The organism is Nocardiopsis sp. MG754419 (genome assembly GCF_018207095.1).
Lineage (GTDB): Bacteria > Actinomycetota > Actinomycetes > Streptosporangiales > Streptosporangiaceae > Nocardiopsis.
Genome location: NZ_QOCZ01000003.1, coordinates 47249 through 70030 on the forward strand (window position 1 = coordinate 47249; position 22782 = coordinate 70030).

General features: G+C 71.9%; 16 protein-coding genes and 2 pseudogenes. 10 read left to right on the plus strand and 8 right to left on the minus strand.

Features of this window, described 5'->3' with window-relative positions; translation table 11 throughout:
- From DSY14_RS01265 to DSY14_RS01285, 5 genes are read left to right on the plus strand one after another with little or no spacing between them, the layout of a single operon-like run.
- Window positions 1-1638, plus strand: coding sequence for a nitroreductase family protein (locus DSY14_RS01265; RefSeq protein ID WP_249187146.1), 1638 nt, complete (start codon window positions 1-3; stop codon window positions 1636-1638).
- Window positions 1635-4148 carry a lantibiotic dehydratase gene (locus DSY14_RS01270; protein WP_211714534.1) on the plus strand — a complete coding sequence of 838 codons (2514 nt, stop codon included), beginning with the start codon at window positions 1635-1637 and terminating at the stop codon, window positions 4146-4148. The genes DSY14_RS01265 and DSY14_RS01270 overlap by 4 nt, the downstream gene beginning before the upstream one ends.
- On the plus strand, window positions 4145-5068 hold the full coding sequence (locus DSY14_RS01275) for a thiopeptide-type bacteriocin biosynthesis protein (RefSeq protein WP_211714535.1): 924 nt from the start codon (window positions 4145-4147) through the stop codon (window positions 5066-5068). Before DSY14_RS01270 ends, DSY14_RS01275 begins: the two co-directional genes overlap by 4 nt.
- Window positions 5065-6159 carry a thiopeptide maturation pyridine synthase gene (locus DSY14_RS01280; protein ID WP_211714536.1) on the plus strand — a complete coding sequence of 365 codons (1095 nt, stop codon included), beginning with the start codon at window positions 5065-5067 and terminating at the stop codon, window positions 6157-6159. Before DSY14_RS01275 ends, DSY14_RS01280 begins: the two co-directional genes overlap by 4 nt.
- On the plus strand, window positions 6156-7514 hold the full coding sequence (locus DSY14_RS01285) for a SagB family peptide dehydrogenase (protein WP_211714537.1): 1359 nt from the start codon (window positions 6156-6158) through the stop codon (window positions 7512-7514). The genes DSY14_RS01280 and DSY14_RS01285 overlap by 4 nt, the downstream gene beginning before the upstream one ends.
- A 232-nt stretch (window positions 7515-7746) precedes the next feature.
- On the opposite strand, the gene DSY14_RS01290 is transcribed toward DSY14_RS01285, so the two are convergent.
- Together DSY14_RS01290 and DSY14_RS01295 are read right to left on the minus strand one after the other, a co-directional pair.
- The gene (locus DSY14_RS01290) at window positions 7747-8922 is read right to left on the minus strand and encodes an iron-containing alcohol dehydrogenase (protein ID WP_211714538.1); all 1176 of its coding nucleotides are present in this window, start codon (window positions 8920-8922) and stop codon (window positions 7747-7749) included.
- On the minus strand, window positions 8919-10256 hold the full coding sequence (locus DSY14_RS01295; RefSeq protein ID WP_249187147.1) for an aspartate aminotransferase family protein: 1338 nt from the start codon (window positions 10254-10256) through the stop codon (window positions 8919-8921). Before DSY14_RS01295 ends, DSY14_RS01290 begins: the two co-directional genes overlap by 4 nt.
- A gap of 291 nt (window positions 10257-10547) precedes the next feature.
- On the opposite strand from DSY14_RS01295, the gene DSY14_RS01300 reads away from it, so the two are divergent.
- The 5 genes and pseudogenes from DSY14_RS01300 (at window position 10548) to DSY14_RS01320 (ending at window position 17391) form a co-directional block, all read left to right on the plus strand.
- A complete protein-coding gene (locus tag DSY14_RS01300) occupies window positions 10548-11270 on the plus strand; it encodes an AfsR/SARP family transcriptional regulator (RefSeq protein WP_211714539.1) in 723 nt (240 codons plus the stop codon).
- 934 nt (window positions 11271-12204) lie between these two features.
- On the plus strand, window positions 12205-13221 hold the full coding sequence (locus DSY14_RS01305) for a LacI family DNA-binding transcriptional regulator (RefSeq protein WP_211714540.1): 1017 nt from the start codon (window positions 12205-12207) through the stop codon (window positions 13219-13221).
- Entirely contained in the window at window positions 13214-14752 is a 1539-nt protein-coding gene (locus DSY14_RS01310) for a sugar ABC transporter ATP-binding protein (protein ID WP_211714541.1), read from the plus strand. Before DSY14_RS01305 ends, DSY14_RS01310 begins: the two co-directional genes overlap by 8 nt.
- Window positions 14742-16670, plus strand: coding sequence for a substrate-binding domain-containing protein (locus DSY14_RS01315; protein ID WP_211714542.1), 1929 nt, complete (start codon window positions 14742-14744; stop codon window positions 16668-16670). Before DSY14_RS01310 ends, DSY14_RS01315 begins: the two co-directional genes overlap by 11 nt.
- A gap of 178 nt (window positions 16671-16848) precedes the next feature.
- A pseudogene (locus DSY14_RS01320) lies at window positions 16849-17391 on the plus strand (adenylate cyclase).
- Between the two features lie 81 nt (window positions 17392-17472).
- Here the strand turns inward: DSY14_RS01320 and DSY14_RS01325 are convergent.
- The 6 genes and pseudogenes from DSY14_RS01325 to DSY14_RS01345 form a co-directional block, all read right to left on the minus strand.
- Window positions 17473-17631 (minus strand): annotated as a pseudogene (locus tag DSY14_RS01325) (DUF397 domain-containing protein); the annotation flags it as partial.
- A 17-nt stretch (window positions 17632-17648) separates the two neighbouring features.
- The gene (locus DSY14_RS29550; protein WP_374223967.1) at window positions 17649-17999 is read right to left on the minus strand and encodes a Scr1 family TA system antitoxin-like transcriptional regulator; all 351 of its coding nucleotides are present in this window, start codon (window positions 17997-17999) and stop codon (window positions 17649-17651) included.
- Complete coding sequence (locus DSY14_RS01330; RefSeq protein WP_211714544.1) at window positions 17950-19674, minus strand: adenine deaminase C-terminal domain-containing protein; 1725 nt, start codon at window positions 19672-19674, stop codon at window positions 17950-17952. The genes DSY14_RS29550 and DSY14_RS01330 overlap by 50 nt, the downstream gene beginning before the upstream one ends.
- A gap of 37 nt (window positions 19675-19711) precedes the next feature.
- Window positions 19712-20662, minus strand: a complete 951-nt coding sequence (locus DSY14_RS01335) for a nucleoside hydrolase (protein ID WP_211714545.1) — start codon at window positions 20660-20662, stop codon at window positions 19712-19714.
- A gap of 29 nt (window positions 20663-20691) precedes the next feature.
- The gene (locus DSY14_RS01340; protein WP_211714546.1) at window positions 20692-21753 is read right to left on the minus strand and encodes an ABC transporter substrate-binding protein; all 1062 of its coding nucleotides are present in this window, start codon (window positions 21751-21753) and stop codon (window positions 20692-20694) included.
- Window positions 21750-22781, minus strand: coding sequence for an ABC transporter ATP-binding protein (locus DSY14_RS01345; RefSeq protein ID WP_211714547.1), 1032 nt, complete (start codon window positions 22779-22781; stop codon window positions 21750-21752). The genes DSY14_RS01340 and DSY14_RS01345 overlap by 4 nt, the downstream gene beginning before the upstream one ends.
- Between the last annotated feature and the right edge of the window lies 1 nt (window position 22782).

The window sequence follows — 22782 nt, forward strand, 5'->3', positions numbered from 1 at the left end:
ATGACGACCGCTGTACCGACGCCCGTGACCGACGGTGCGGATCCGGCCCTGGTGCGCGAGTACCTGTACGACGTGCACTACCGGTGGCAGGCGATCTTCGCGGAGGGGCAGGGCGGGCTCGACGATCCCGACCGCCCTCCGCTGTTCACCCGGCCGGAGTCGCCGCGACGCAGGTACGCGCTTCCCTCCAGGCCCCGGCACCGTATCGGTCCGCTCGGAGCGGCGTTGCGCGAGGAGTCCTCGCCAGAGGGGGCCCGGCTCGCGCCGGGCCCCCCGGCCTCTCCCGACCCCGCCCTGCTGGGAGAACTGCTCTTCTACGGCTACGGGTTCTCCCGTGTCGACCAGGGACCGCAGGTGGAGTGGCCGTGGCACCGGACGGTGGCCTCGGCGCGCTGTTTCTACCCGGTCGAGATGGCGGTGTGGTCGGCCGACGCACCCGAGGGTGTGCACCGGTACGACGCCGCCCACCACGAACTCTCCGAGCTGCGCGACGACGTCGGCGCCCGTGATCTGGCCGCGGCGGCCGCCGCGGACCTCGACGGAGCCCGCACGGTGCTCGTCCTGACGGCGCGGCTCGGCAAGGTGGCGTTCCGCTACCGCAACTACGCCTACCGCCTGGTCACCCAGGAGGCGGGGCTGATCGCCGGCAACCTGCTGGTCGTGGCCTCCGCCCTGGGCCTGCGCGGACAGCTGCGGCTGCGCTTCCTCGACGAGGCGCTCGCGCGACTGCTGGCCCTGCCCGAGGACGACTCCGAGGCGGTCCTGGCGGTCGTCCCCCTGTGGGACGCCGAGGAGGCGCCGGAGGCACCCGGACACCGACCGGCCGTGCCGGACACCCGCGGCTCCGCCCCCGTTCCGGTGGCGGGCGGCAACGGCATCGACCCGGTGCTGAGCGCCCGTGCCCTGGCCGTGGAGCGGGCCTCCTGGCTGCGCGCACCCGAGGAGCTGGCCCCGGTCGATGCCGGCACCCGCACCCCCTTCCGGGGCGCGGAACCGGTCGCGGTCGCCGGCGACGTGCCGCTGACCCCGCTGCGGCGGGCGAGCTCCACGGACACCGGTCTCGCGGTCGTGCGTCGCGACTCGGGCCCCGACGTCTTCCTTCCCACCGCGCGTCCGTTGCCGTTGGGTGTGGTCTCCGACGTCCTGCTGGACGCGGTCCGCCCCCTGCGCAGCGACCTGTGGCATGACGCCTCCCCGCCCGAGGTGGGCGTGCACGCGATCGCCGGGTCCGTGACCGACCTGCCGCGGGGGCACTACCGCCTCGTGGACGGGGCGCTGCGCCCCGTGAGCAACGGCGACCTGCGGCCCCGGCTGCAGGAGATGGACGTCTGGCGCACGGAGATCAACGCGAAGACCGCACCGCTGCTGGCCGTGGTCACCGCGGACGCCGAACGCCTCCTCGAACACCACCCGCGTCGGGCGTTCCGGGCGACCCAGGCACTGACCGGCCTGGTGACGCAGCGGATCTCCCTGGCCGCGGCGGCGCACGGGTTGTCCGCGCGGGTCACCAACAGCTACGACGCCGACGAGTTCGCCGCGCTGCTGGGGCTCGACCTCGAACGGGAGATACCGGTGTTCCTTCTGGTCCTGGGTTATCCCAACGCGCCGTGGCACCTGGCGACGAGGGTGCGCCCATGACGGTGGCACGCGTCGCGGGGCTGCCCAGCCACAGTGCCAGGGTCGGCCACCTGCCCGACACGGTCCGCCACCTCGACGAACTCCGTGACCTGCGACGTGAACTGCGCAGGCGCGGCGACGAGCTGGCGGACATGATCTATCCGGCGATCGGCGGTTGCGAGGACCGCGACGCCCGCAGGGCTCTGCTGGCCTGCCGCCGCGCGGTCCACAACGGGCGGGCGCCGCGACCGCTGCCGGAAAGTGCGCTCAAACGACTGCCGACGACGGCCCGCGCGCTCCTCGACCGGCTGCGCTCCGACCACGAGGCGTGGGAGCAGGGGTGGACGCGGGCACGGGAGGCGTTCCGCGACGAGCGTTCGGCGGCGGAGCACCGACTCGCCGAGATCGTGTCCGACGAGGATTTCCGACGTGCTCTGGCGATGGCCAGTGACGCGCTCTTCCCCGACGTCGAGGCCTGGTTGTCCGGTCCCCTGGGGGCACCGGAACACCTGAACACCCGACGGCGGGTCGTCGCGTACGTCCTGCGCACCGCGCTGAAGACCAGTCCGTTCTCCACCCTGACCACGGCGGGGCTGCTCGACGACGCCGCTCCGGGATCCGCCGGTGCGGACTCCTCGACGTCCGTGGCCCAGGTCCCGGCGCCGGAGCGTCTGTCCCGGCACCTGGAGCTCAACGCGGAGATCGAGTTCCTGCTGGAACGCCTGTTGGTGACGCGGCACGGACCGCTGGTCCTGCGGGCCAACCCGACCCTCACCGTTGTGGGCGAGCGGCTCCTGGTCGTGCACTCGGACGGTCGGTGCGTCGGGGTCCCGGCCCGCCCCTGGGTCCTGCGGCTCGCCGAGGCGGCGGCCACGGGGGCCGCTCCCGGCGACCTCTTCCGGGTGCTCACCGACGAGTTCGGCGCGCCCGACGCCGAGGCCGGGACGATGATCGAGCGGTTGGTCTCGGCCGGTCTGCTGCAGGCCGACTTCGGCGTGCCCGACCAGGCGTCGGAACGTCTGGGCACCATCGCCGACCGGCTGGCGCTGCCCGAGCACTCCCCCATCCGCCGGGTGTCCTCCACGACCAGGGAGGTGGCCGAGGCCGCCGACCCGAAGGACCGTTGGCTCTCGCTGGGCCGGCTGCGCGCCGCGACCGGTGAGGCGTTGACGGAGGCCGGTGGGGACGAGTCGCTGATCCCCGGAAAGTACCTCTGCTACGAGGACGTCCTTCCGGGATGGTCCACCCCGCCGGCGACCCCGGACTGGACGGCGCTCGACACCGACCTGCGGCGGATCCGACACCTGGTGTCGGTGTTCGACGGTGCGCTTCCGGGCCGTCTGGCCATCGCCGGTCTGCTCGAACGCCGGTTCGGAGCCGGGGCGGCGATCACCCCGGTGGAGGCCTGGCTGGCCTGGAACGAGGAGACCACCGGCGGCGGCGACGGCGCACCGGGGACCGACCCCGGTGACCTCCAGGCCCTGCGCGACAACCCCTTCCACCTGGCCGACACCGGCCTGCACCGGGTGGCGGAACTGCGCCACCTGCAGACCGACCTGCTCGGCTTGTTGGTCCCGCCGGACGGTGTCACCGACACCTTCGAGGCCGACACCCGGGCCCTGGACCGGCTGCTCTCCGACCTGCCGGGATGGCTGCCCCGGAACCACCCCACCAGCCTCTACCTCCAGCCGCTGGCCGACGGTTCGGTGGCCTTCAACTCGGCCGCACCCGGGTACGGGTCGGCCGACGCCCGGCTGCGACGTCGGTCGACCGGCGCGTCGTCCGGGGAGCGGTCCCGCGGTCCGCTGCTGGTCGAGGTGACGGGGCTGTTCCGCAGCTCGCTCAACCGGGTGGCGCCGCTGGCCTCCCACGAACTGCTGTGGCCGGGCTGTGTTCCCGGGGCACCGCCGGAGCGACAGGTCCGCCCCGCCGACCTGGAGATCCGTCTGGACCCGGAGACCGGCATGCCGGGCCTGTGGTGGCGGCCCGCCGACCGACGGATCGAACTGGTCCACCGCGGCACCATGGCGCGTTGCTGGCTGCCCCCGGTCCTGCGCTTCCTACTGGACCTGGCGACACCGCTGTCCGAGGCGTGGGCCCTGGTCGGACGGGCGCGGGAACTGTACTCGAACCCGAAGCCGTCCGAGGTGGCCGTTCTGCCCCGGTTGCGCGTCGGCTCGGTCCTGATGGAGCGCCGAAGCTGGATCGTGCCCCGTGAGGAGTTCGACCAGAAGGGTACCGACGACTTCGACCGCTTCGTCGGGGTCCGCGAACGGGCCCAGGAGTTGGGTCTGCCGGACATGGTGTTCGCCCGGGCCGCCGACACCGGCGCGAGCTCGGCCCAGATCATGGAGAAGGCCAAGGACCGCAAGCCGCGTCCGCTCGACCTGTGCTCCTGGTGGGGCGTGGAGGAGCTCTCCCGCATGGCGCGCGGTCGCGAACTGCTCCTGTTCCAGGAGGCGGCGCCGGACGTGTTCGGCCCCGACCGGGTCGTGGAGTACGCCGTCGAGGTACCGGGGGATGGATCATGAGCTGGATCACGGCGCACTGCTACTACCACCAGGACCCGGCCGTGGTGATCACGTCCGTGGTCGCACCCACCATGCGGGAGATGGGCGACCGGGTTCCGCGCTGGTTCTACGTCCGGTACTGGGCCGGTGGACCCCACGTGAGGTTCCGGCTGTGGGTCCCGGACGCCGAGGACCGGGCCACCGCGCGCGGGCACATCGAGGATCGCTTCGCGGAGTTGGTCGCGCGGCACCCCTCGCGCACGCCCGCGGACCCGGCCGACTACGCCCGTCTGGCCGGGCTGATCGGTCACGCGGACGACGACGGGGGCGGTGACCTGCTCCCGGACAACACCCTGACCTGGGATTCCTACCGACCAGAGACCGAGATGTACGGCGGTCCCGAGGCGATGGCGCACGTGGAGGAGTTCTTCACCGCGTCGAGTCGGGACGCCCTGGCCTACGTGGGCACCGACACCGATCCGATCGCTCGGGCGGTGTGGTGCATGGCCGGTGGTCTGGCCACGGTCGGGGACGCCGACTGGACCGCCCGGTTCGCCGACCACATGGTCCGGGGATGGCTCGGCGAGCAGATCGGCCCCCAGTGGCAGGCGGTCGTGGACCAGGCCTGGCAGCGCTCCGGTGACCGGGTGCGACGGCTGGTCCGGCACGCTCTGACGGCCGAACCGGCCGGGACCGACGACCGGTGGCTGACGGCCTGCCACCGACTCCAGCGAGGGCTGGGAGAGCTGTCCGAGCAAGGCCGGTTGCGTCCGCCCGCCGACATGCGACCGCACGACATCGAGCACCTCGACCGGGGGATCATCACGCTCTCCGCGTTGCACATGCACAACAACCGACTCGGTGTCCACATGGAACGGGAGGCACTCGCCATGGAACTGCTCAGGTTGGCCTTGGTCGACTTCGTGTCGGTCGCGCCATGACGGCCACCCGGCGACTCCGCGTCGCCTATCACGACCAGGATCCGGCGCCCCTGCTGCGCGAGGGCGTCCGACCGCTGTTGGCCGAACTCGCCGACGCCGGCCTGCCCACGTTCTGGACGCGTCACTGGCGCCGCGGTCCGCACCTGCGGATCGTGGTCGACGCCGACGAGGCGACGTGGGAGCGGGTCGTGCGCCCCGCCGCCGAGCGGCACCTGCGGGCGGCCCTGGAGACGCACCCCTCGACGACGGTGCTCGATCCGGACCTGCTCCGCGAGCCGCACCGGCAGCTGGCCGAGCGCGAACGGGAGTTCGGTCCACTGGAGCCCCTGCAGGCCGACAACACCATCGAGGAGGAGCCGCACGACCCCCGGCTGCACGTCCTCGGAACGCCCGACGCGGTGGACCTGTTCGAGGGCTTCTCCCAGCGGACGGGCGATCAGGCACTACGGATGGCGATCGGCGAGGGCCCCTCGCCCAGCACACACGTCGTCGACCTCATGCTGGTGATCGCCCAGGAGGTGGGGGGCTACATCGAGCGGGGGTTCGTCTCGTACCGCTCGCACGCGGAGTCCTACATCATGGGATCCGCCGACCCGGACGGCATCCGCGCCGTCTTCGACGAGCGCTCCGCCCGCCTGCGCGACCCCCTCGTGCAACGGGTACGGGCCCACGTCGACCGACCGGGCGAACACATGGACGCGCTCACCACGTCGGTGGGCCGGGAACTCGTGCGGGCCGCCGCCGACGCCGACCCCCTGCTCGCCGACGGCCGCCTGGACCTGGACGGGCCGACCGCGTCGGAGGGCCCCGGAGAGGCCACGACCGCCGAACGGACCCGGCACAGCGCCTTCCACCGTGCCCTGCGCGACTCCGGCGACTTCGAGCGCACCCTGCGCGAGGCTCCGTGGTTCCTGCGGTACCGGGTGGCGCTGAACCTGCTGTACCTGCACCTGGCCCGGATCGGTGTCCGGCCGGTGGACCGATTCCTCTACTGCCACGTCGTCGCGGACGCCGTGGAACAGGCCCGTGGGGTGGACGCGGTGGCGATGGTGGCCGCGGGCAAGACCGATCTCGTAGGAGGGCAGTCATGAGTACGGCCGATCACACGATCGAGACCGACGCCGGTCGGGAGACCGTCTCGGCGTATCTGGCGGACCGTGAGCTGCCACAGGTGTCGGGCGCCTATCAGCTCTACCCGACCAGGGCGGGCCGGCCCGGCATCGCCGAGCACCCGCTGCCCCGACCCTCGCGCCACCCCGACGGCCCGGTCGACCGGATCTCCCGGATGCTGGCGACCGGCAACGGTCTGGCGCGGCACCGGTTCCTCACCGTCTCGGGGGCTCGGGCGTTCCTGCCCACGGGCGCGCCCGGCTGGGGCTTCGACGAACAGCACGTGATGACCACCCTTCTGCGGTTGGTCGCCAGTGGCGGTGCGGCCTATCCGGTCGACCTGTGGCTGCTGTCGGCGGGGACACCAGGGCTGCCCACCGGCGCGCACCGCTACAACCCGGTGCATCACGCGTTGACCCAGATCACCGACGAGGACCCCCGTCCCCGTCTGGCGCGCGCCCTCGGCGGCCCGGTCTCCGACCTGACGATCGTGCTGACGACCCGGTTGGAGCGCACGACGGGACGGTACGGCAAGTTCGCGCACCGTCTGCACCTGCTGGACACCGGTCACACGCTGACCCAGCTGTTGGTCGCCGGCAAGACCCTCGACTGGGAGTGCACCCCGCGGCTGTCGTTCGTGGACGACGAGATCGAACACCTCATGGAACTCGGCGACGAGACCGAGATCGCGTTCGCCGTGCTCAGCGTGGGTCCGACCCACGACGTGACGCCCGCGAGCGATCCGGCTCCGTCCCGCGTGCCGACGGTCCCGGACCGCTACCCGCAGGAGGTGTTGGGGGCCGTCCGGCGTTCGGAGCCCGGCGAGGAGCTGAACTTCGGCGAGATCACCCTGCCCGGGGACCCGGTCCGGGCGATGCTGCGCAGGCGCAGTCCGGTCGGCGGGTTCGTGGCACCGGCACCGACCATGGAGGCGTTGGAGCCGGTGGCCGCGGCGGTGGACGCGGTACTGGCGCCGCTCGGCGGCCACTGCATGCTGGTCCCGCCGAAGGATCCCAGGGTGGCGACCAAGATCGGAGCGCCGGGCCACCGGCTCAACCTGTCACTGGCCGGGGTGCTGGTGCCGGTGCTGGACCTGCCCGCCCTGGTCGAGAAGCACGGCCCCGGAGCCTTCCGTGCGGGTGCGGTCGCCATCGGCGCGTCCCTCCAGGCGGGGGCCCTGATCGCGGCGGATCGCGGTCTCGGCACCTTCCCCCTGTGCGCCTACGACGGGCCGGGGATCGAGCAGTCGCTGGGGCTGCCCGAGGCCTCCACCATGTGCGTGGCCCCGATCGGTGTGGCGGCCCACGTCGGCGCCGGCCTGGAGGTCCCCCTGTAGCGGGGGCGGCCCCATCGAGGGCGTGACACGGGTCGGGCCCGGCGGGATTACTCCTGCCGGGCCCGACGCACGTCCGCACCCCGGTTCGGGTGGCGGTGGGGTCGCGGGCGTGGGGTCGCCAGGCACGGACCGCCTCGCCGACGTCCCGAAGGTCCCCGCCCCGTCGGACACCCGAACACGAGGAACAGAACAAGGGTGGCCCCCGACCGGGGGCCACCCTTGTTCGAGCTTCCTACGCGCCCTCGAAGAGCGCGCGCACGTGCTCCCGGGTCCGCGGCCTCAGCGGCTCGGACCAGGCACGCCACGTCTGTTCGGTGAGCTCCTCGGCGGAGTCGGTGAGACCCAACTCCTCGATCTCGGTGGGGAAACCCCACCGACGCAGCAGCGTGACCAAGGCGTCGGCCGCCTCAGCGGGGGTCGTCGAGGGTCCGGAGCAGCCGAGCGCACGACCTCCCAGTTCGGCGAGCCGATCCGCGTGACCGGCGGTCTTGTCGCCGTCGACGACGAGCCGCGCCCACCGGGTGAGCAGGACACCGAGCGCCGGTCCCTTGCGCAGGCCCTGCGCGGTCAGCGTGTTGACCGGGTACCAGATCCAGAACGAGTGCTGGTGGCGCCCGATCTGGTGCACCGTGAAGGTGCTGACGCTCGCGGCCAGCGCGATCGTTCCACGCGCCTCCAGGTCGCCGCCGTCCGCGATGGCCCGGTCACCGGCCGGGATCACGGCCTTGATCTGGCCGATCGCGACCTCGTCCACCAGCGGTGTGGTGGGCAGGTCCGACACCATCGGCACCAGGAGACGGGCGACCGTCTCCAGCGCGCCCTCGGCGGTCAGCTCGGAGGGGAGCGACGTGTGCAGCTCGGGGTCGATCACGGCCACGCGGGGGAAGAGCGACCAGTGGACGAGGAACCGGCGGTCCGGCCCGTCCGCCAGGCTGGCCTTGGCGTTGACCTCGCTTCCGGTGGCCGCGGTGGTGGGCACCGCCACCACCGGCAGAGCCGGGTGCGCCGCGGCCGCGGGGAGGACGAACCCACCACCGGGCTGCCAGTCGGTGAGCAACCGGGGGAACACCGCGGCGGCGGCGGCCGCCTTGGCGAGGTCCATGATCGTTCCGCCGCCGATCGCGCAGACCGAGCGGACACCGGCCTCCCGGAATCGACCCGCGAGCTCCATCGCCTCCTGCCGGGTCGGCGTGGTGGCGGCGCGACGGACCACGATCTCCGGTGCGAGACGCTCCAGCAGCGCGGCGAGGGCGGGCACGGCGGACAGGGCGTGCTCGTCGACGACGACCGCGGCCGGGCGACCGATCCGCTCGACCTCCATGGGCACGTCGCTCAACCGGCCCGGGCCGAAGTCGATACGGGTGGGGACCCACCAGTGGGGGTTGACCCCGATGTTCGTCTCGGTCATCGCGATCGCACCGCCCGGAGCGCGCCGCTCAGTCGGGCCGCGATCTCGTCCACCTCGTCATCGGTGATGGTCAGCGGTGGGAACAGCAGGAGGCTGCGGCGGCTCGGATGCACCAGGAGTCCGTTCTGTTGACACAGATGGCCGATCATCGCCACGTCCATCTGGGAGAGCGGGGCGCGGGTCCGGGGGTCCCGCACGAGTTCGACGCCGAGGGCCAGGCCCTCGCCGCGGATCTCGCCGACGATGTCGAGTTCGAGGAGTCGGTCGAGGTGCCCGCGCAACCGGGCGCCGGCCTCGGCGGCCCGCTCGACCAGCTTCTCCTGCTCCATCACGTCGAGCACCGCCAGCGCGGCGGCGCACGCGGCGGGGTTGCCGGACTGGGTCTCGCCGTGTGAGAGGTAGGCACCCGCGTCCTCGTAGGCCTTGTACACCTCGGGCGGGAAGAGGGTGGCGGCGAGCGGCAGGTACCCGCTGGTGATGCCCTTGGACATGGTGACCACGTCGGGCCGGATCCCGGTCCGCTCGATCGCGAACATCGTGCCGGTGCGGCCGAACCCGGTCGCGACCTCGTCGACGATCAGGTGGGCCCCGACCCGCGAGGTGAACGCGGCGATCTCCTCCAGGAACCGGTCCGGAGGCACGAGCACCCCGCCCGAGCAGAGGATCGGCTCGATGATGACCGCCGCCACCTGGTCGCCCTCGGTGCGTTCGAGTTCGGCCAGGGCCTTGCGGCAGGTGTCCAGGTCGGGACCGAGTCCGCGTTCGGCGGCGAAGGTGTCGGGGAACGGCAGCAGCCGGTGTCCGCTGCGGTCGACGCCGTAGGCCTCCTGGTCGATGTCCTCGCCGGTGAGCGCCATCGCTCCGACACCCGTGCCGTGCCAGGAATGGGCGTCGAAGGAGACGACCAACCGGCGCTCGGGCTGTCCGATGAGGCTCCGGTAACGGCGCAGGACCTTGACCGCGGTCTCGTTGGCCGACGAACCGGACGAGGAGAAGTAGACCCGGCTGAAGTCGCCGGGCGCGATCTCCAACAGGCGCTCGGCGAGGGTGCGGGCGACGTCGTGGTCGTACCGGAACAACGTCCCGTAGGAGAATCGACGCAGCTGGTCGGTGATCGCGTCGACGATCACCGGGTGGTTCCAACCGCAGGTGACGTTCCAGAGGCCGGCGGTCGCGGACAGGTAGCTGTTGCCCGCCTCGTCGCGCACCCGAACGCCGTCACCCGCCACGAGGGTGGTTCCGCCGCGCTCGAACATGCTCATCGCGGTCATCGGCAGCCACAGCGGAGAGGGCGCCGGATCCTGCGGCACAGCGGTCCGGTCGGTAGCGTTCATCGCGCCCTTCTTCTCATGACTGCTGCGAGTGCCGACCAATCATGGCGAGGATCACTTACAGCTCGATTACGGCCCGCTTGCGTCAAACCGGCCATGGACCTAGATTCAACAAATATTGAACGTTTCCGTCAGCGATACCTAAGCCCCTCGAAATAGTGACAAGATGGGGCTGCCCTAAATGGATGGAGACGCATGAGGCCTTTCCCGGCACAAGGTGACGCGATCGAGTTCGGAATCCTGGGTCCGCTCGCCTTAAACCGAGACGGCGCTCCGATCCCACTCCGCGCCCCCATGCTTCGCCGTCTGCTCGCAGTGCTGTTGTGCCAGGGGGGCCAACCCCTGCCCTTGGACGAGCTGGCCGAGGCACTGTGGGAGGGCTCACCACCGGACGGCGCCCGCAGCACGCTCCAGGTCTACGCCCACCGCCTGCGCAAGGTGCTCGGCGACAGTGGCCGGGTGGTCTACAACGGTGCCGGTTACCGCATCGTCGTGGACAGCGACGAGGTCGACGTGATGCGTTTCGAGGCCACCGTCGGGCAGGCGCGCTCCGCTCGACGACGCGGTGAACTGGAACGCCCCAGCGACATGCTGGCCGAGGCGATCGGCCTGTGGCGCGGGCGCCCCTACGCCGACATCACCAACAGCAGCATTCTCACCAACGAGGTCCGCCGACTCGAGGAACTGCGACTCCTGGTGAACCAGGAACGGATCGAGATCGACCTGGATCGGGGCCTGCACGCCCACGTGGTGCCGGAGCTGACCGACCTGGCCGGAACGCACCCCTACCGGGAGCGACTGCTCGCGCTCCTGATGCTCGCGCTGTACCGCTCCGGCCGCCAGGCCGAAGCGCTGGGGGTCTTCCGCACGACCCGACTACGCCTCTCCCACGAGTTGGGCGTGGAACCCACGCCCCTGCTGCAACGACTGCACGAGGCGATCCTGCGGGGCGACGGTCAACTGCTGCTGATCGGCGCCGGACACCTCGACGGCATGTGCGAAGCGAGCTCGGTGTAGGCGGACCCTCCGGCTATCACCGGTCGGCGCCCGCACCCGGCGTCCGACCTCGGTCACGGGCCCCTGGAGGGGTGGCCCGCACTCCCGCGCCCGCCTTCGCGCAGGGCGCGGGAGGCGCAGATCCCGCGCTCATTCGAGCAGCGGCGAGAGGATTCGTGACCAAGGTCCCGGTTCACGCGTCCGAAACGGCCACAGAGCGGCGGTGAGCGCCGTTCGGCCGCCGATGCGACCGCGCCGCGGCGAACGGGCCCCGACGGTTATCGGCACGACCCGACCGCCCACCGGCGCTATTCACCGAACGCGCCTCGGTTTCTCTACGAAGGCCATCGGTAAAGCCGACTACGCGCGGCGTCGGACCGCCGACCAATTCGGGGCGGGTGATACCGAGATCCGGAAACAGATACCTCGGTATCCCATTCCACATGGAACTGCGTCCCATTAAGGACCCCCGGCGGCGCCCCCGCGCGCCGACGACCCCTTGCGACTCACCCGACACAACAGCAACATCCGACCCACCACCGCCCACTCCACCGGCGTTCCCGAGGCCGCCCCACGGCGGGCCACGCGCGCGAGGGGGCCGCACCCGACGCGGCCACGCCCAGGGCGACGCCGGCGCACCTCCACGGCGACACGAGCGGCCCGGCGCCGCACACCCCCGACGCACGGACCACGGCCGCCCTCGATCCCGGAACCGACGACGCACGGAGGGAGGGCGCCCGGCGCGACCGGCGCCGCGCGACCGAGGCGACGGAACACCCTCCCCACGTCGTGCGATCACCTGTGACCGAGGCCACACTCGCACCCGAAGCCCCGGCCGGACCGGCCTTTCCGTCATGGCGCCCGCGCGTGTGAACTTCTGTGGCGTCCACCCCTGGCATCATCGTTTCCTATCATGTAAACGTTTCCATGGACCCAGGGAAAGGAGGTGGTCCCCATGGTGGGCATCAAGGACGTCGCCGAGACCGCGGGGCTGTCCGTGGCGACGGTCTCCCGGGTCCTCAACGGGCACCCGTCCGTCAGTGACGGCGCGCGCGAGCGCGTCCTCGCCGCGACCGAGGCGCTCGGCTACCGGCCCAACGTCGTGGCGCGTTCGCTTCGCACGGACCGGACCGGCACCATCGGTCTGGTCATCAGCGACGTCCTCAACCCCTACTTCACCGAGCTCGCCCGGGCCGTGGAGGAGGAGGCCCGCACGCTGGGCTACAGCGTCATCATCGGCAACGCCGACGAGCGGGCCGACCTGGAGGATCACCACGTGCGCGGCCTGTTGGAGCGGCGCATCGACGGACTCCTGATCTCCCCCGCCGACGGCCGCTCCCCCATGACCCTGGAGGCCGCGGCCGGACCGACCCCCGTGGTGTTCGTCGACCGGTGGATCCCCGGGACCGACGTGCCCGTGGTGCGTTCGGACGGACGCGGAGCCATCGCCGACCTGGTCGACCACCTGCACGCGCTCGGCCACCGCGGACTCGCCATCATCACCGGACCCACCGCCACGACCACCGGGCGGGAACGTGTGGACGCCTTCCGCGCCGGACTGGCCGCGCACGGACTCACCCTGCGCGAGGAGTACGTGGGCCGCGGCGACTTCCAGGCCGAGAGCGGGCGCAGGGCCACCGAGCGCTTCCTCGACCTGCCCGAACCGCCCGACGTCGTCTTCGCCACGGACAATCTCATGGCCCTGGGCGCTCTGGACGCGATCGGCGCGCGCGGTCTGCGGGTGCCGGACGACGTCGCCCTGGCCGCCTTCGACGACATTCCGTGGTTCTCGCACACCGACCCGCCGATCACCACGATCGCCCAGCCGACCGCGGAGCTGGGGCGGGTGGCGGTACGGGCCCTGGCCGACCTCATCGCGGGCTCACCCGCGACCTCCACCGTCCTGCCCGCCCACCTCGTCGTACGCCGTTCCTGCGGCGAGCCCGATCCCGAGGGAGCCACACGTGAGTAGTCCGGACGCACTGCTGCGCATCGAGGGGGTGCGCAAGGCCTTCCCGGGGGTGGTCGCACTCGACGACGTCGACTTCGACCTGCGTCGGGGTGAGGTGCACGCCCTGCTGGGCGAGAACGGGGCCGGCAAGAGCACCCTCATCAAGGTGCTGTCCGGTGCCCACCGCCCCGACCGGGGGCGCCTCCTCATGGAGAGCGCCGAGGTCGACATCCGGGACGCCCAGGACGCCGAACGCCTGGGGATCGCCACCATCTACCAGGAGTTCAACCTGGTCCCCGACATCACGGTGGCCGAGAACATCTTCCTGGGCCGCCAGCCCCGACGGTTCGGGTTCATCGATCACCGCCGGATGGAGTCCGAGGCGGCGGCGCTGTTGGACCGGGTGGGCGTGGACGTGTCCCCCCGGGCCAAGGTGCGCGGCCTCGGCATCGCGCGGCTGCAGATGGTCGAGATCGCCAAGGCGCTCAGCCTCGACGCCCGGGTCCTCATCATGGACGAGCCGACGGCGGTGCTCACCACCGGCGAGGTCGAACGGCTCTTCGCGATCGCCCGTCGGCTGCGCGACGAGGGCGTGGGCATCGTCTTCATCACCCATCACCTGGAGGAGATCGCCGCGCTCGCCGACCGGGTGACGGTCCTGCGGGACGGCCGCTCGGTCGCCCACGTCGACGCCTCCACCCCCGAGGACGAACTCGTCCGTCTGATGGTGGGCCGGAGCATTGAGGAGCAGTACCCGCGGGAACGGTCCGACGTGGGCGGCCCCCTGTTGCGCGTGCACGGTCTGACCCGGGCCGGCCACTTCGAGGACGTGACCCTGGAGGTCCACGCCGGCGAGGTGGTGGGGCTGGCCGGGTTGGTCGGCGCCGGACGCACCGAGGTGGCCCGCTCCGTCTTCGGCGCCGACCCCTACGACGCGGGCACGGTGGAGGTCCTGGACCGTCCGCTCCCCGGTGGCGACGTCAACGCGGCCATGAACGCCGGGCTGGGGCTGGTCCCCGAGGACCGCAAGGGTCAGGGCCTGGTCCTGGACGCCTCCGTCGAGGAGAACCTGGGCCTGGTCACCCTGGGCCCGACCAGCCGGGCGGGGTTCGTGGACCTGCCCGGGCAGCGCGCCTCCGCCGCGCGGATCGCCGCCGATCTCGGGGTGCGGATGTCGAGCATCGCCCAGCACGTGCGCACCCTGTCCGGTGGCAACCAGCAGAAGGTCGTCATCGGCAAGTGGCTGTCGGCGGACTCACGGGTGCTCATCCTCGACGAACCGACGCGCGGCGTCGACGCCGGCGCCAAGGTCGAGATCTACCGTCTCGTCAACGAACTCACCGCCTCCGGTCACGCGGTGCTCATGATCTCCAGCGACCTTCCCGAGGTCCTGGGGATGAGTGACCGGATCCTCGTCATGGCCCAGGGCCGCGTCACCGGGGAGCTGTCCGCCGAGGACGCCACCCAGGACGCCGTGATGTCCCTGGCGGTCGCCGTCGGCCCCCGGTCGACCACGGAAGAGAACGGAGTGGAGGGCCACCATGGCCACTGACACGGACAAGAACGGGGGCGTCGGTTCCACCGTGCGCCGATTCCTGTTGGAGAACGGCGCACTGACCGCCCTGGCCATCCTGGTCGTGGTCATGTCGCTGCTCTCCGACGACTTCCTGACGGCGCAGAACCTCCTCAACGTGGGTGTGCAGGCGGCCGTCATCGCCGTCCTGGCCTTCGGCGTCACGTTCGTCATCATCGCCGGCGGGATCGACCTGTCGGTGGGGTCGGTGGCGGCGCTGTCGGCGACGGTGCTGGCGTTCCTCGCGACCGTGGAGGGGGTGCCGGTCTGGCTGGCGCTCCCCCTGGCCGCCGCCACGGGTACGGCGTGCGGTCTGGTCAACGGTGTCCTGATCGCGTACGGCAAGCTTCCGCCGTTCATCGCGACCCTGGCGATGCTGTCGATCGGACGCGGGCTGTCCCTGGTGCTGTCCGAGGGCAGCCCGATCGCACTGCCCGACTCGGTGGCCCGTCTGGGCACCTCGCTGGGCGGCTGGCTGCCCGTGCCGGTGCTCATCATGCTGGTCATGGGTCTGATCACGGCCGTCATCCTGCGCCGCACCTTCGCCGGGCGCGCCATGTACGCGATCGGCGGCAACGAGGAGGCGGCGCGACTGTCCGGGATCCGTGTCAAGCGGCACAAGCTCGGTATCTACGCGCTCTCGGGCCTGTTCGCGGCGGTGGCCGGTGTCATCCTGGCCTCCCGTCTGGCCTCGGCCCAGCCCCAGGCCGCCCAGGGGTACGAACTGGACGCGATCGCGGCCGTGGTCATCGGTGGCGCCAGTCTCGCCGGTGGCGTGGGCACGGCGTTCGGCACCCTGGTCGGCGCGCTGATCCTGGCGGTGCTGCGCAACGGCCTCAACCTGCTGTCGGTGTCGGCGTTCTGGCAACAGGTCGTCATCGGTGTGGTCATCGCGCTGGCGGTCCTGTTCGACACGCTGCGCCGCCGTTCCGGCGGCGCGGGCGCCGGGGCCGGTTCCGCCGGCCGCCGGGGCCGACGCGGCCTGCAGTTGGGGATCGCGGCGGCCGTGACGGCCGTCGTGGTGGGCGCGCTGTCCTTCCTCGTCCCGAATTCCTCCTCCGACGGCCCCCGGGTGGGCCTGTCCCTGTCCACGCTCAACAACCCGTTCTTCCTCCAGATGCGCGACGGGGCCCAGGCCGAGGCGGACGAGGCCGGTGTGAACCTGATCGTCACCGACGCCCAGGACGACGCCTCACAGCAGGCCGACCAGATCCAGAACTTCATCAGCACCGGTGTGGACGCGATGGTGATCAACCCGGTGGACTCCGACGCCGCCGGTCCCCCGGTGCGCGGCGCGAACAACGCCGACATCCCGGTGGTCGCCGCCGACCGCGGGGTGACCGAGGCCGACGTCGAGACCCTGGTGGCCTCCGACAACGTCGAGGGCGGGCGGCTGGCGGCCCGGGCCTTGGCCGAGGAGCTCGGTGAGGAGGGCCGGATCGCGGTGCTCCAGGGTGTCCCGGGCACCTCCGCCAGCCGCGAGCGCGGCTCCGGTTTCGAAGAGGGCATCGCCGAGTACCCGGACATCGAGGTCGTGGCGCAACAGCCCGCCGACTTCGACCGTTCCAAGGGCCTGGACGTGATGACCAACATGCTCCAGGGCAACGGCGACATCGACGGGGTGTTCGCGGAGAACGACGAGATGGCCCTCGGTGCGGCCGCCGCGCTCTCCTCGCGGGGTGAGGAGGCCGTGGTGATCGGCTTCGACGGGACCCCCGAGGGGCTGGAGGCCGTCGCCGACGGTGTGCTGCACGCGTCCATCGCCCAGCAGCCCGCCGAGCTGGGCCGGGTGGCGGTGCGCAACGCCGTCGCCGCCGCCAACGGTGAGGGCCTGGAGGAGACCGTGATGGTCCCGGTGGAGGTCGTCACCGAGGGCAACGTCGCCGACTTCGACTGACCTTGTGAGCGTGACTGTGTGACGGCATGAGGGAGGGCCCGGGGCGTGCGCCCGGGCCCTCCTGCTCACCTGTGCGGGTGTTCCGGCCCGACTTCGGGATCAGCGTCTCGGACAGGCTGACCCGTGCAAGGCGGGGAGCCCCCATCACGCCGCGCGTCGAAGCGGGGAAGACGTCCCCCTGAGCATGATCGAGTACGAGGCCGAGGTCTTGGACGGCGAGCCCGACGCCGGGGACCGGCGCATCCTCGACAAGGGCGGCGCCGACCTCGGGGACGTGCTCCAGTGCAGGTACGTCTACGACATCGAACCCGGTGACGCATCCCGATGGGTACGCCCGCGTGACACCGGGGACCAGGTGACACTCACGGCGAAGGAGATCGACTCGGACGCGATCGGGGGTACCCGGGAGACCGAGACCACCGTCGGTGACTTCGAGACCACCAAGACCCTGCTGGGCAAGCCGGGGTACGTGCCCCAGGCGTACTAGGAGAACCGCAGGCACGGCTTCACCCTGGACGGGGCGCGGTTGGACATCGACTCCTGGCCGCGCATCCCGGCCTACCCGGAGATCGAGGCGGACAGCCGGGCCGAGGTGGTGCGGGTGGCGGCTCTGCTCGGATACGCGGAGGCCGACCTGACATGAGTGAACGCCACCAAGGTCCGCGGCCGTTACGGCATCGACCTGACGGCGGTGACCGAACTGCGCTTGGACGTAGCGTGAACCCGAGCCGTGCCGCCTGCCCCAACAGCGCGGGCAGCACAGCTCGGATCTCAGCCGAGGCAGGAGGTCTGGTTCACGGGGTCAGCGGTGAGCGGAGCGAAGGAAGGCGGACCACTCGTCCGCGGGGAAGGGGAAGTGCCCCTTGGAGGGGTTCTTCGAGTCCCGGACAGCGGCACCACAGGTCGGGTCAGCCACCTCGACGCAGTCTCCGTTGACACCGCTGTAGCTGCTCTTCCGAAACACCGGCTCGTTGATCATTATTCGCTCTCTAGGGATGTCAGCCTGTCGGCGATGAACCGTGCGGACCGCACCGTGCTCAGTGCGGAGCCTTGGGCATCGCTGAAGGTCGAGGTGTGCTGCTCAACCTCGACGGTCTCCTCCAAGAAGAGCCCACCAGTAGCAGTCTCGATGAACACGATGGGGAGATCGAGAGGCTCGGGGAACTCCAGGACGCTGAACGGAGCGCTCAGGACGAACCCCGATCCACGGTCCGGCCTGCACCACCGGCGAGCACCACTCCTGCCGCGGCCGCCGGGCGCGGCAGGTCCCCCTCTCGTTCTACGTCGCCGAGGTCGCGCTGACCACGGTCGCCGGCTCCCAGTCCCGATCCACCACGCGCACCAATCCCCGGTCGGTGATCTTCACGCTCGGGGACACCGCCAGGGTGAGGGTGGACAGGCTCATGAAGGCGTTGCGGTTGTCCCATCCCCACGCGGCCAGTTCGGCGCGAAGCAGGCGGGAGGCGTCGGCCACCTCGTCCGCGGGCCGCTCCGACATGACCCCACCGATGGGCAGGGGCAACCCGGCACCCGGCCCGTCCTCGCGGACCAGCCGCATGCCGCCGCCCCAGGACACCACGTCGGCGGTGGCGGCGAGCAGGGCGTCCTCGGTGGTGGCGACCACGGTGAGGTTGTGGCTGTCGTGGGCGTAGGTGGTGGCGAAGGCGCCCGCCCCGAGGTCCTGTCCGACGACCGGGGCGAAGGCCACCCCTCCTCGGCCGGTGTGGCGTTCGAAGACCGCCACCACGGCGGTACGGCCCTGCCAGTCGACCACCCCGTCGCGGACCGGAAGCGTCACCTCGTCCGGTTCGGTGTAGGTGTCCACGCCGTTCACCCGCATCGCGCGAAAGGCGTGCTCACCGTCGGGCAGGTCGACCACCCAGCGCGCGCTCCCGGCGTCCGGGGCGTCGATCCGGACGGTCGCGCCGAAGCGGTGGTCCGGTGCGGGGCCGGGGTCCTCGACCGGGGCGCCGTCGCGGCCCACCACGTCGCCGCCCGCGATGGTCACGACCGGGGTGAGTTCGGTGAGCGAGCGCAGCAGCACGAGGTCGGCGCGCTTGCCGGGGGTGACGGTCCCCCGGTCGTCCAGTCCGAGTCTGCGGGCGGGCTGGAGCGTGAGCGCGCGGAGCACCGCCAGCGGGGGCAACCCGCGTTCCAGCGCCACCGCACCCACCCGGTCCAGGTGGCCGGTGGTCACGATGGCGTCCACGACGATGTCGTCGGTGACCAGGCAGAAGTCGGGCAGGTGGGGCAGGTCCAGGAGGGCGCGAACCACCTCCGGGGTCAGGCACTTCTCCTGGAGCATGAGCAGCATGCCCAGGCCCGCCTTCTCCACCGCGACCTCGGCGGTGTTCTTGCAGTGGTCGGAGTCGATCCCGGCCCACAGGTACTCACCGAGTTCGGCGCCCGAGAGGTTGGGGCAGTGCCCGTCCAGACGCACGCCGCGACGCCGGGCCGCGTCGATGATGGCGTGCATGCGGGGGTCGCCGGAGACCACCGCCCGGTAGTCCATCACCTCGCCGAGCGTGGTGACGCCCTCCCACTCCAGCATCTCCGCGATGTCGGTGTCGTCGAGCCGCGCCCCGGCGGTCTCGAACCCGTCCAGCGCGGGCACGCACGAGGGCACCGCCCAGCGCATGGACTGCGCCGTGTCCCTCCCCTGCTCGATCATCCAGGCCTGTCCGTCGCGTCCGGCGACGTTGACGATCTCGTGGGCGTCGGCGAGCACGGTCGTGGTGCCGCGCGCCAGCGTCACCCGGGCGAACTCGGCCGGTGCCAGCAGCGAGCTCTCGATGTGCATGTGCGCGTCCACGTAGCCGGGGGCGATGACGAGCCCGGTGGCGTCGAGGGTCCGTTCGGCACGCACCGGCGTTCCCGGGGGAAGCACCGCGCGGACGCGGTCACCGGTCACGGCGACGTCGGCCCGCCACACCTGACCGGTGTGCACGGAGACGACCTCCCCGCCGTGGATGAGCAGGTCGGCGCTGAGCTGGGAGTGGGACATCGGTGTCGGGTTCCCTTCGGGTGGGCGGGTGCCTGGTTCAGGGGGCGAGGTCGGTGCGGTGGCGTGCGATGCCCTCGGTGAGCAGGGTCGAGAACGCGTCGGCGTCGACGGTTCGGCCCACGCGTACGTTGCGCGCCCGATCGGGTGTGCGCAGGTCGGCGACGAGCGCTCCACGGGTGAGTTCGCCGGCGCACTCCACGGACGCGCTGCCCTCCTCCCAGCCGATGAGGTCGGGATGACCGACGGCGGCGACGGCCAGGGCGTCGTGCACGGGGACGGCCGGAACACCGAACCGCTCCAGGTAGCGCACGGCGTAGGCGCGCAGGAGTTCCCCGGCGACCCCGGCGGTGCCGGGCAGGCCGGCCAGGTGTTCGGCCTCGGAGAGCGGGTACAGCGCGGCGCGGGTGACGTCCAGGCCCACGATCCGCATCGGCAGGCCGGACTCCAGGACGTAGCGGGCGGCCTCGGGGTCGGCGTGGAAGTTGAACTCGGCCGCCGGGGTGACGTTGCCCTGGGCGAAGGCGGCCCCGCCCATGATGACGATCTCCCGGAACGCCGGACCGGCCTCGGGGTGGCGGGCGAGCATGGCCGCGACGTTGGAGAGCGGACCGATGGCCACGAGGGTCAGTTCGCCCGGCGACTCCAGGGCACGCTCGGCGAGCCAGTCCACGGCGTGGCCGGGGGTGAAGGCTCGGGGTGGGGAGTCCGGAACCAGCCCGCCCAGCCCTCCGACCCCGTGCATGGGTTCGTCGCGCAGGCGCGAGGTGCGGGTGATCGGTCCGGCCAGTCCGGAGACCAGTGGGAGTTCGGCGGGCGCCCCGCCCAGGTCCAGGACGTGGGCTGCGTTGCGGTCGACGTCGGTGAGCGAGACGTTGCCCGCGACCGTGGTCACCCCGCGCACGTCCAGGACCGGTGAGGCCAGGGCGAGCAGCAGGGCGATGGCGTCGTCGACCCCGGGGTCGCAGTCGATCACGACGGGTGTGGGCACCGGCCCTCCTTCGTTGGCGCGTGCGTGGTTCACTCGGCGACCTCCTCGGTGAAGCGGTCCAGCCAGGGGGACCGCTCGTTCGCGAGGAGTTCGAGGTCGCCCTGGTGGTAGCCGCTGGCGACGGGGTCCGAGGCCGCCTCGCGTGCGACCTGTTCCATGAGCGGGGTGGGTTCGGCCCCCAGCGCCACGGGTTTGTCGTAGAGGGCCTCGGCCATACCCTCCTGGACCTCGGGGCGCAGGAGGAAGTCGGCGAAGGCCCGCGCCCCGGCCGGGTTGGGTGCTCCCTCCACCACCTGCACGGTGTTGGCGGTCATCACTTTTCCCTCGTCGGGGACGGCGAAGCCGACGGGCTGGCCGGCCTCCACCGACCCCATGGCGAAGTTGTCGAGCCCGGGCGCCATGGCGACCTCGCCCCGTTCCAGAAGGCTGGTGAGCTCGGTGGAGCCGGTGTAGAACTGGAGCGCGTCGGGGCCGATCTCGGCCAGCGCCGCGAACCCGGCGTCGGCGTCGGTCGGGCCGGACCCGAAGTGCTCCCCCGCCGCGAGGACGAACATCGGGCCCGCGGACACCGAGATGTCGGGCAACGCGTAGCCCCCCTCGGGTTCCGCCCAGAGGTCGTCCCAGGACTCGGGCGCCTGGTCCACCAGGTCCGTCCGGTACATCAGCCCGAGGAGCTGGAAGGTGTAGGCGGGGCCGTACCCGTCGGGGTCCACGGCCCAGGGCTGGATGGCGTCGAGGTTGGGCACGTCCTCGACGCCGACGGGGGCGAACAACCCCATGTCCTTGCCGATCTGCGCGTAGTAGTCGGAGATCAGCACGACGTCGGTGTCGGGCTGCTCGGAGTTGATCCTCAGCTTGGTGAGGCGCCCGGCGTTGTTCCCGGTGTCCAGGACCACCCGGATACCGGTCTCCTCCTCGAAGGGTTCGGCGACGACCTGGGTGAACTCCTCGGTGGCGAACGCGAAGGTGCTCACCACCAGGGTGTCGGGGTCGTCCTCGCGGACGGGTGCGCAGGAGGCGGTCACGGTGGCCAGGGCCAGTGCACCGGCGAGGGCGGTGGTCGTCCGCGCCCTGCGTGCGGGACGGTTCATGCGGTCGTCACCTCACGGGCGGGCAGTTCCACCAGGTGGCGGTGGGGCAGGGCGATACGGACGGGATCTCCGGGGCGCAGGTCGTCGCCGGGGTGCAGGACCCGCAGCACCGAACCCGGACCCTCGACCCCGTCGATGAGCGCCTCGACCAGGCAGTTGCTGCCCTGGAAGGTGACCTCGCCGACGGTGCCGTCCAGGCCGGTCTCACCGGAGTCCTCACGGGCGTCTTCGGAGAGCAGTCGCACGTGTTCGGGCCGGACGGTGACCGGGCCGTGCCCCGGTACCTCGGGGAAGTTGTCGTAGCCCAGGAACTCGGCGACGAACCGGTTGGCCGGACGCGGGAAGACGTCCCGGGGCGACCCCTGCTGCTCCAGGCGGCCCTCGTTGAGGATGACCATCGTGTCGGACAGCTCCAGCGCCTCGTCCTGGTCATGGGTGACCAGGACGGCGGTGAGGCCGGTCTCGCGCTGCACGCGCAGGAGTTCGCGGCGCATCTGCACCCGGAGCTGGGCGTCGAGGTTGGACAGGGGTTCGTCCAGCAACAGCACGGAGGGGCGGATGGCCACGGCGCGGGCCAGGGCCACCCGCTGCTGCTGGCCGCCGGAGAGCTCCGCGGGCTTGCGGTCGGCCAGGTGGGCGAGGCCGACCAGGGCGAGCGCCTCCTCGGCGCGCCGCCGCGCCTCGCCGGAGGCCACCTTGCGGGTGCGCAGACCGTAGCCGACGTTGTCGCGCAGCGTCATGTGCGGGAAGAGCGCGTAGGACTGGAAGACCATACCGATGTTGCGCTTCTCCGGCGGGGTGCGGGTGGCGTCCACGCCCTCCAGGAGGATGCGCCCGGAGGTGGGCTGGAGGAACCCGGCGATCATCCGCAGGGTGGTGGTCTTGCCGCAGCCGCTCGGGCCGAGCAGGGTGGTGAACTCCCCCGGGCGCACGGTCAGGTCCAGGTCGGCGACGGCGGTGGTGCCGCCCTTGCCGCCCCGGGCCCCGAAGAGGTGGCTGACGCGGTCGAGTTCGACGACGGGTGTCATC

Bases quoted from the DNA above. Each gene is read 5' to 3' on its own strand.
- DSY14_RS01265 (WP_249187146.1), top strand. From the start codon at position 1: ATGACGACCGCTGTACCGACGCCCGTGACCGACGGTGCGGATCCGGCC.
- DSY14_RS01270 (WP_211714534.1), top strand. From the start codon at position 1,635: ATGACGGTGGCACGCGTCGCGGGGCTGCCCAGCCACAGTGCCAGGGTC.
- DSY14_RS01275 (WP_211714535.1), top strand. From the start codon at position 4,145: ATGAGCTGGATCACGGCGCACTGCTACTACCACCAGGACCCGGCCGTG.
- DSY14_RS01280 (WP_211714536.1), top strand. From the start codon at position 5,065: ATGACGGCCACCCGGCGACTCCGCGTCGCCTATCACGACCAGGATCCG.
- DSY14_RS01285 (WP_211714537.1), top strand. From the start codon at position 6,156: ATGAGTACGGCCGATCACACGATCGAGACCGACGCCGGTCGGGAGACC.
- DSY14_RS01290 (WP_211714538.1), bottom strand. From the start codon at position 8,922: ATGACCGAGACGAACATCGGGGTCAACCCCCACTGGTGGGTCCCCACC.
- DSY14_RS01295 (WP_249187147.1), bottom strand. From the start codon at position 10,256: ATGAACGCTACCGACCGGACCGCTGTGCCGCAGGATCCGGCGCCCTCT.
- DSY14_RS01300 (WP_211714539.1), top strand. From the start codon at position 10,548: ATGCTTCGCCGTCTGCTCGCAGTGCTGTTGTGCCAGGGGGGCCAACCC.
- DSY14_RS01305 (WP_211714540.1), top strand. From the start codon at position 12,205: ATGGTGGGCATCAAGGACGTCGCCGAGACCGCGGGGCTGTCCGTGGCG.
- DSY14_RS01315 (WP_211714542.1), top strand. From the start codon at position 14,742: ATGGCCACTGACACGGACAAGAACGGGGGCGTCGGTTCCACCGTGCGC.
- DSY14_RS01330 (WP_211714544.1), bottom strand. From the start codon at position 19,674: ATGTCCCACTCCCAGCTCAGCGCCGACCTGCTCATCCACGGCGGGGAG.
- DSY14_RS01340 (WP_211714546.1), bottom strand. From the start codon at position 21,753: ATGAACCGTCCCGCACGCAGGGCGCGGACGACCACCGCCCTCGCCGGT.
- DSY14_RS01345 (WP_211714547.1), bottom strand. From the start codon at position 22,781: ATGACACCCGTCGTCGAACTCGACCGCGTCAGCCACCTCTTCGGGGCC.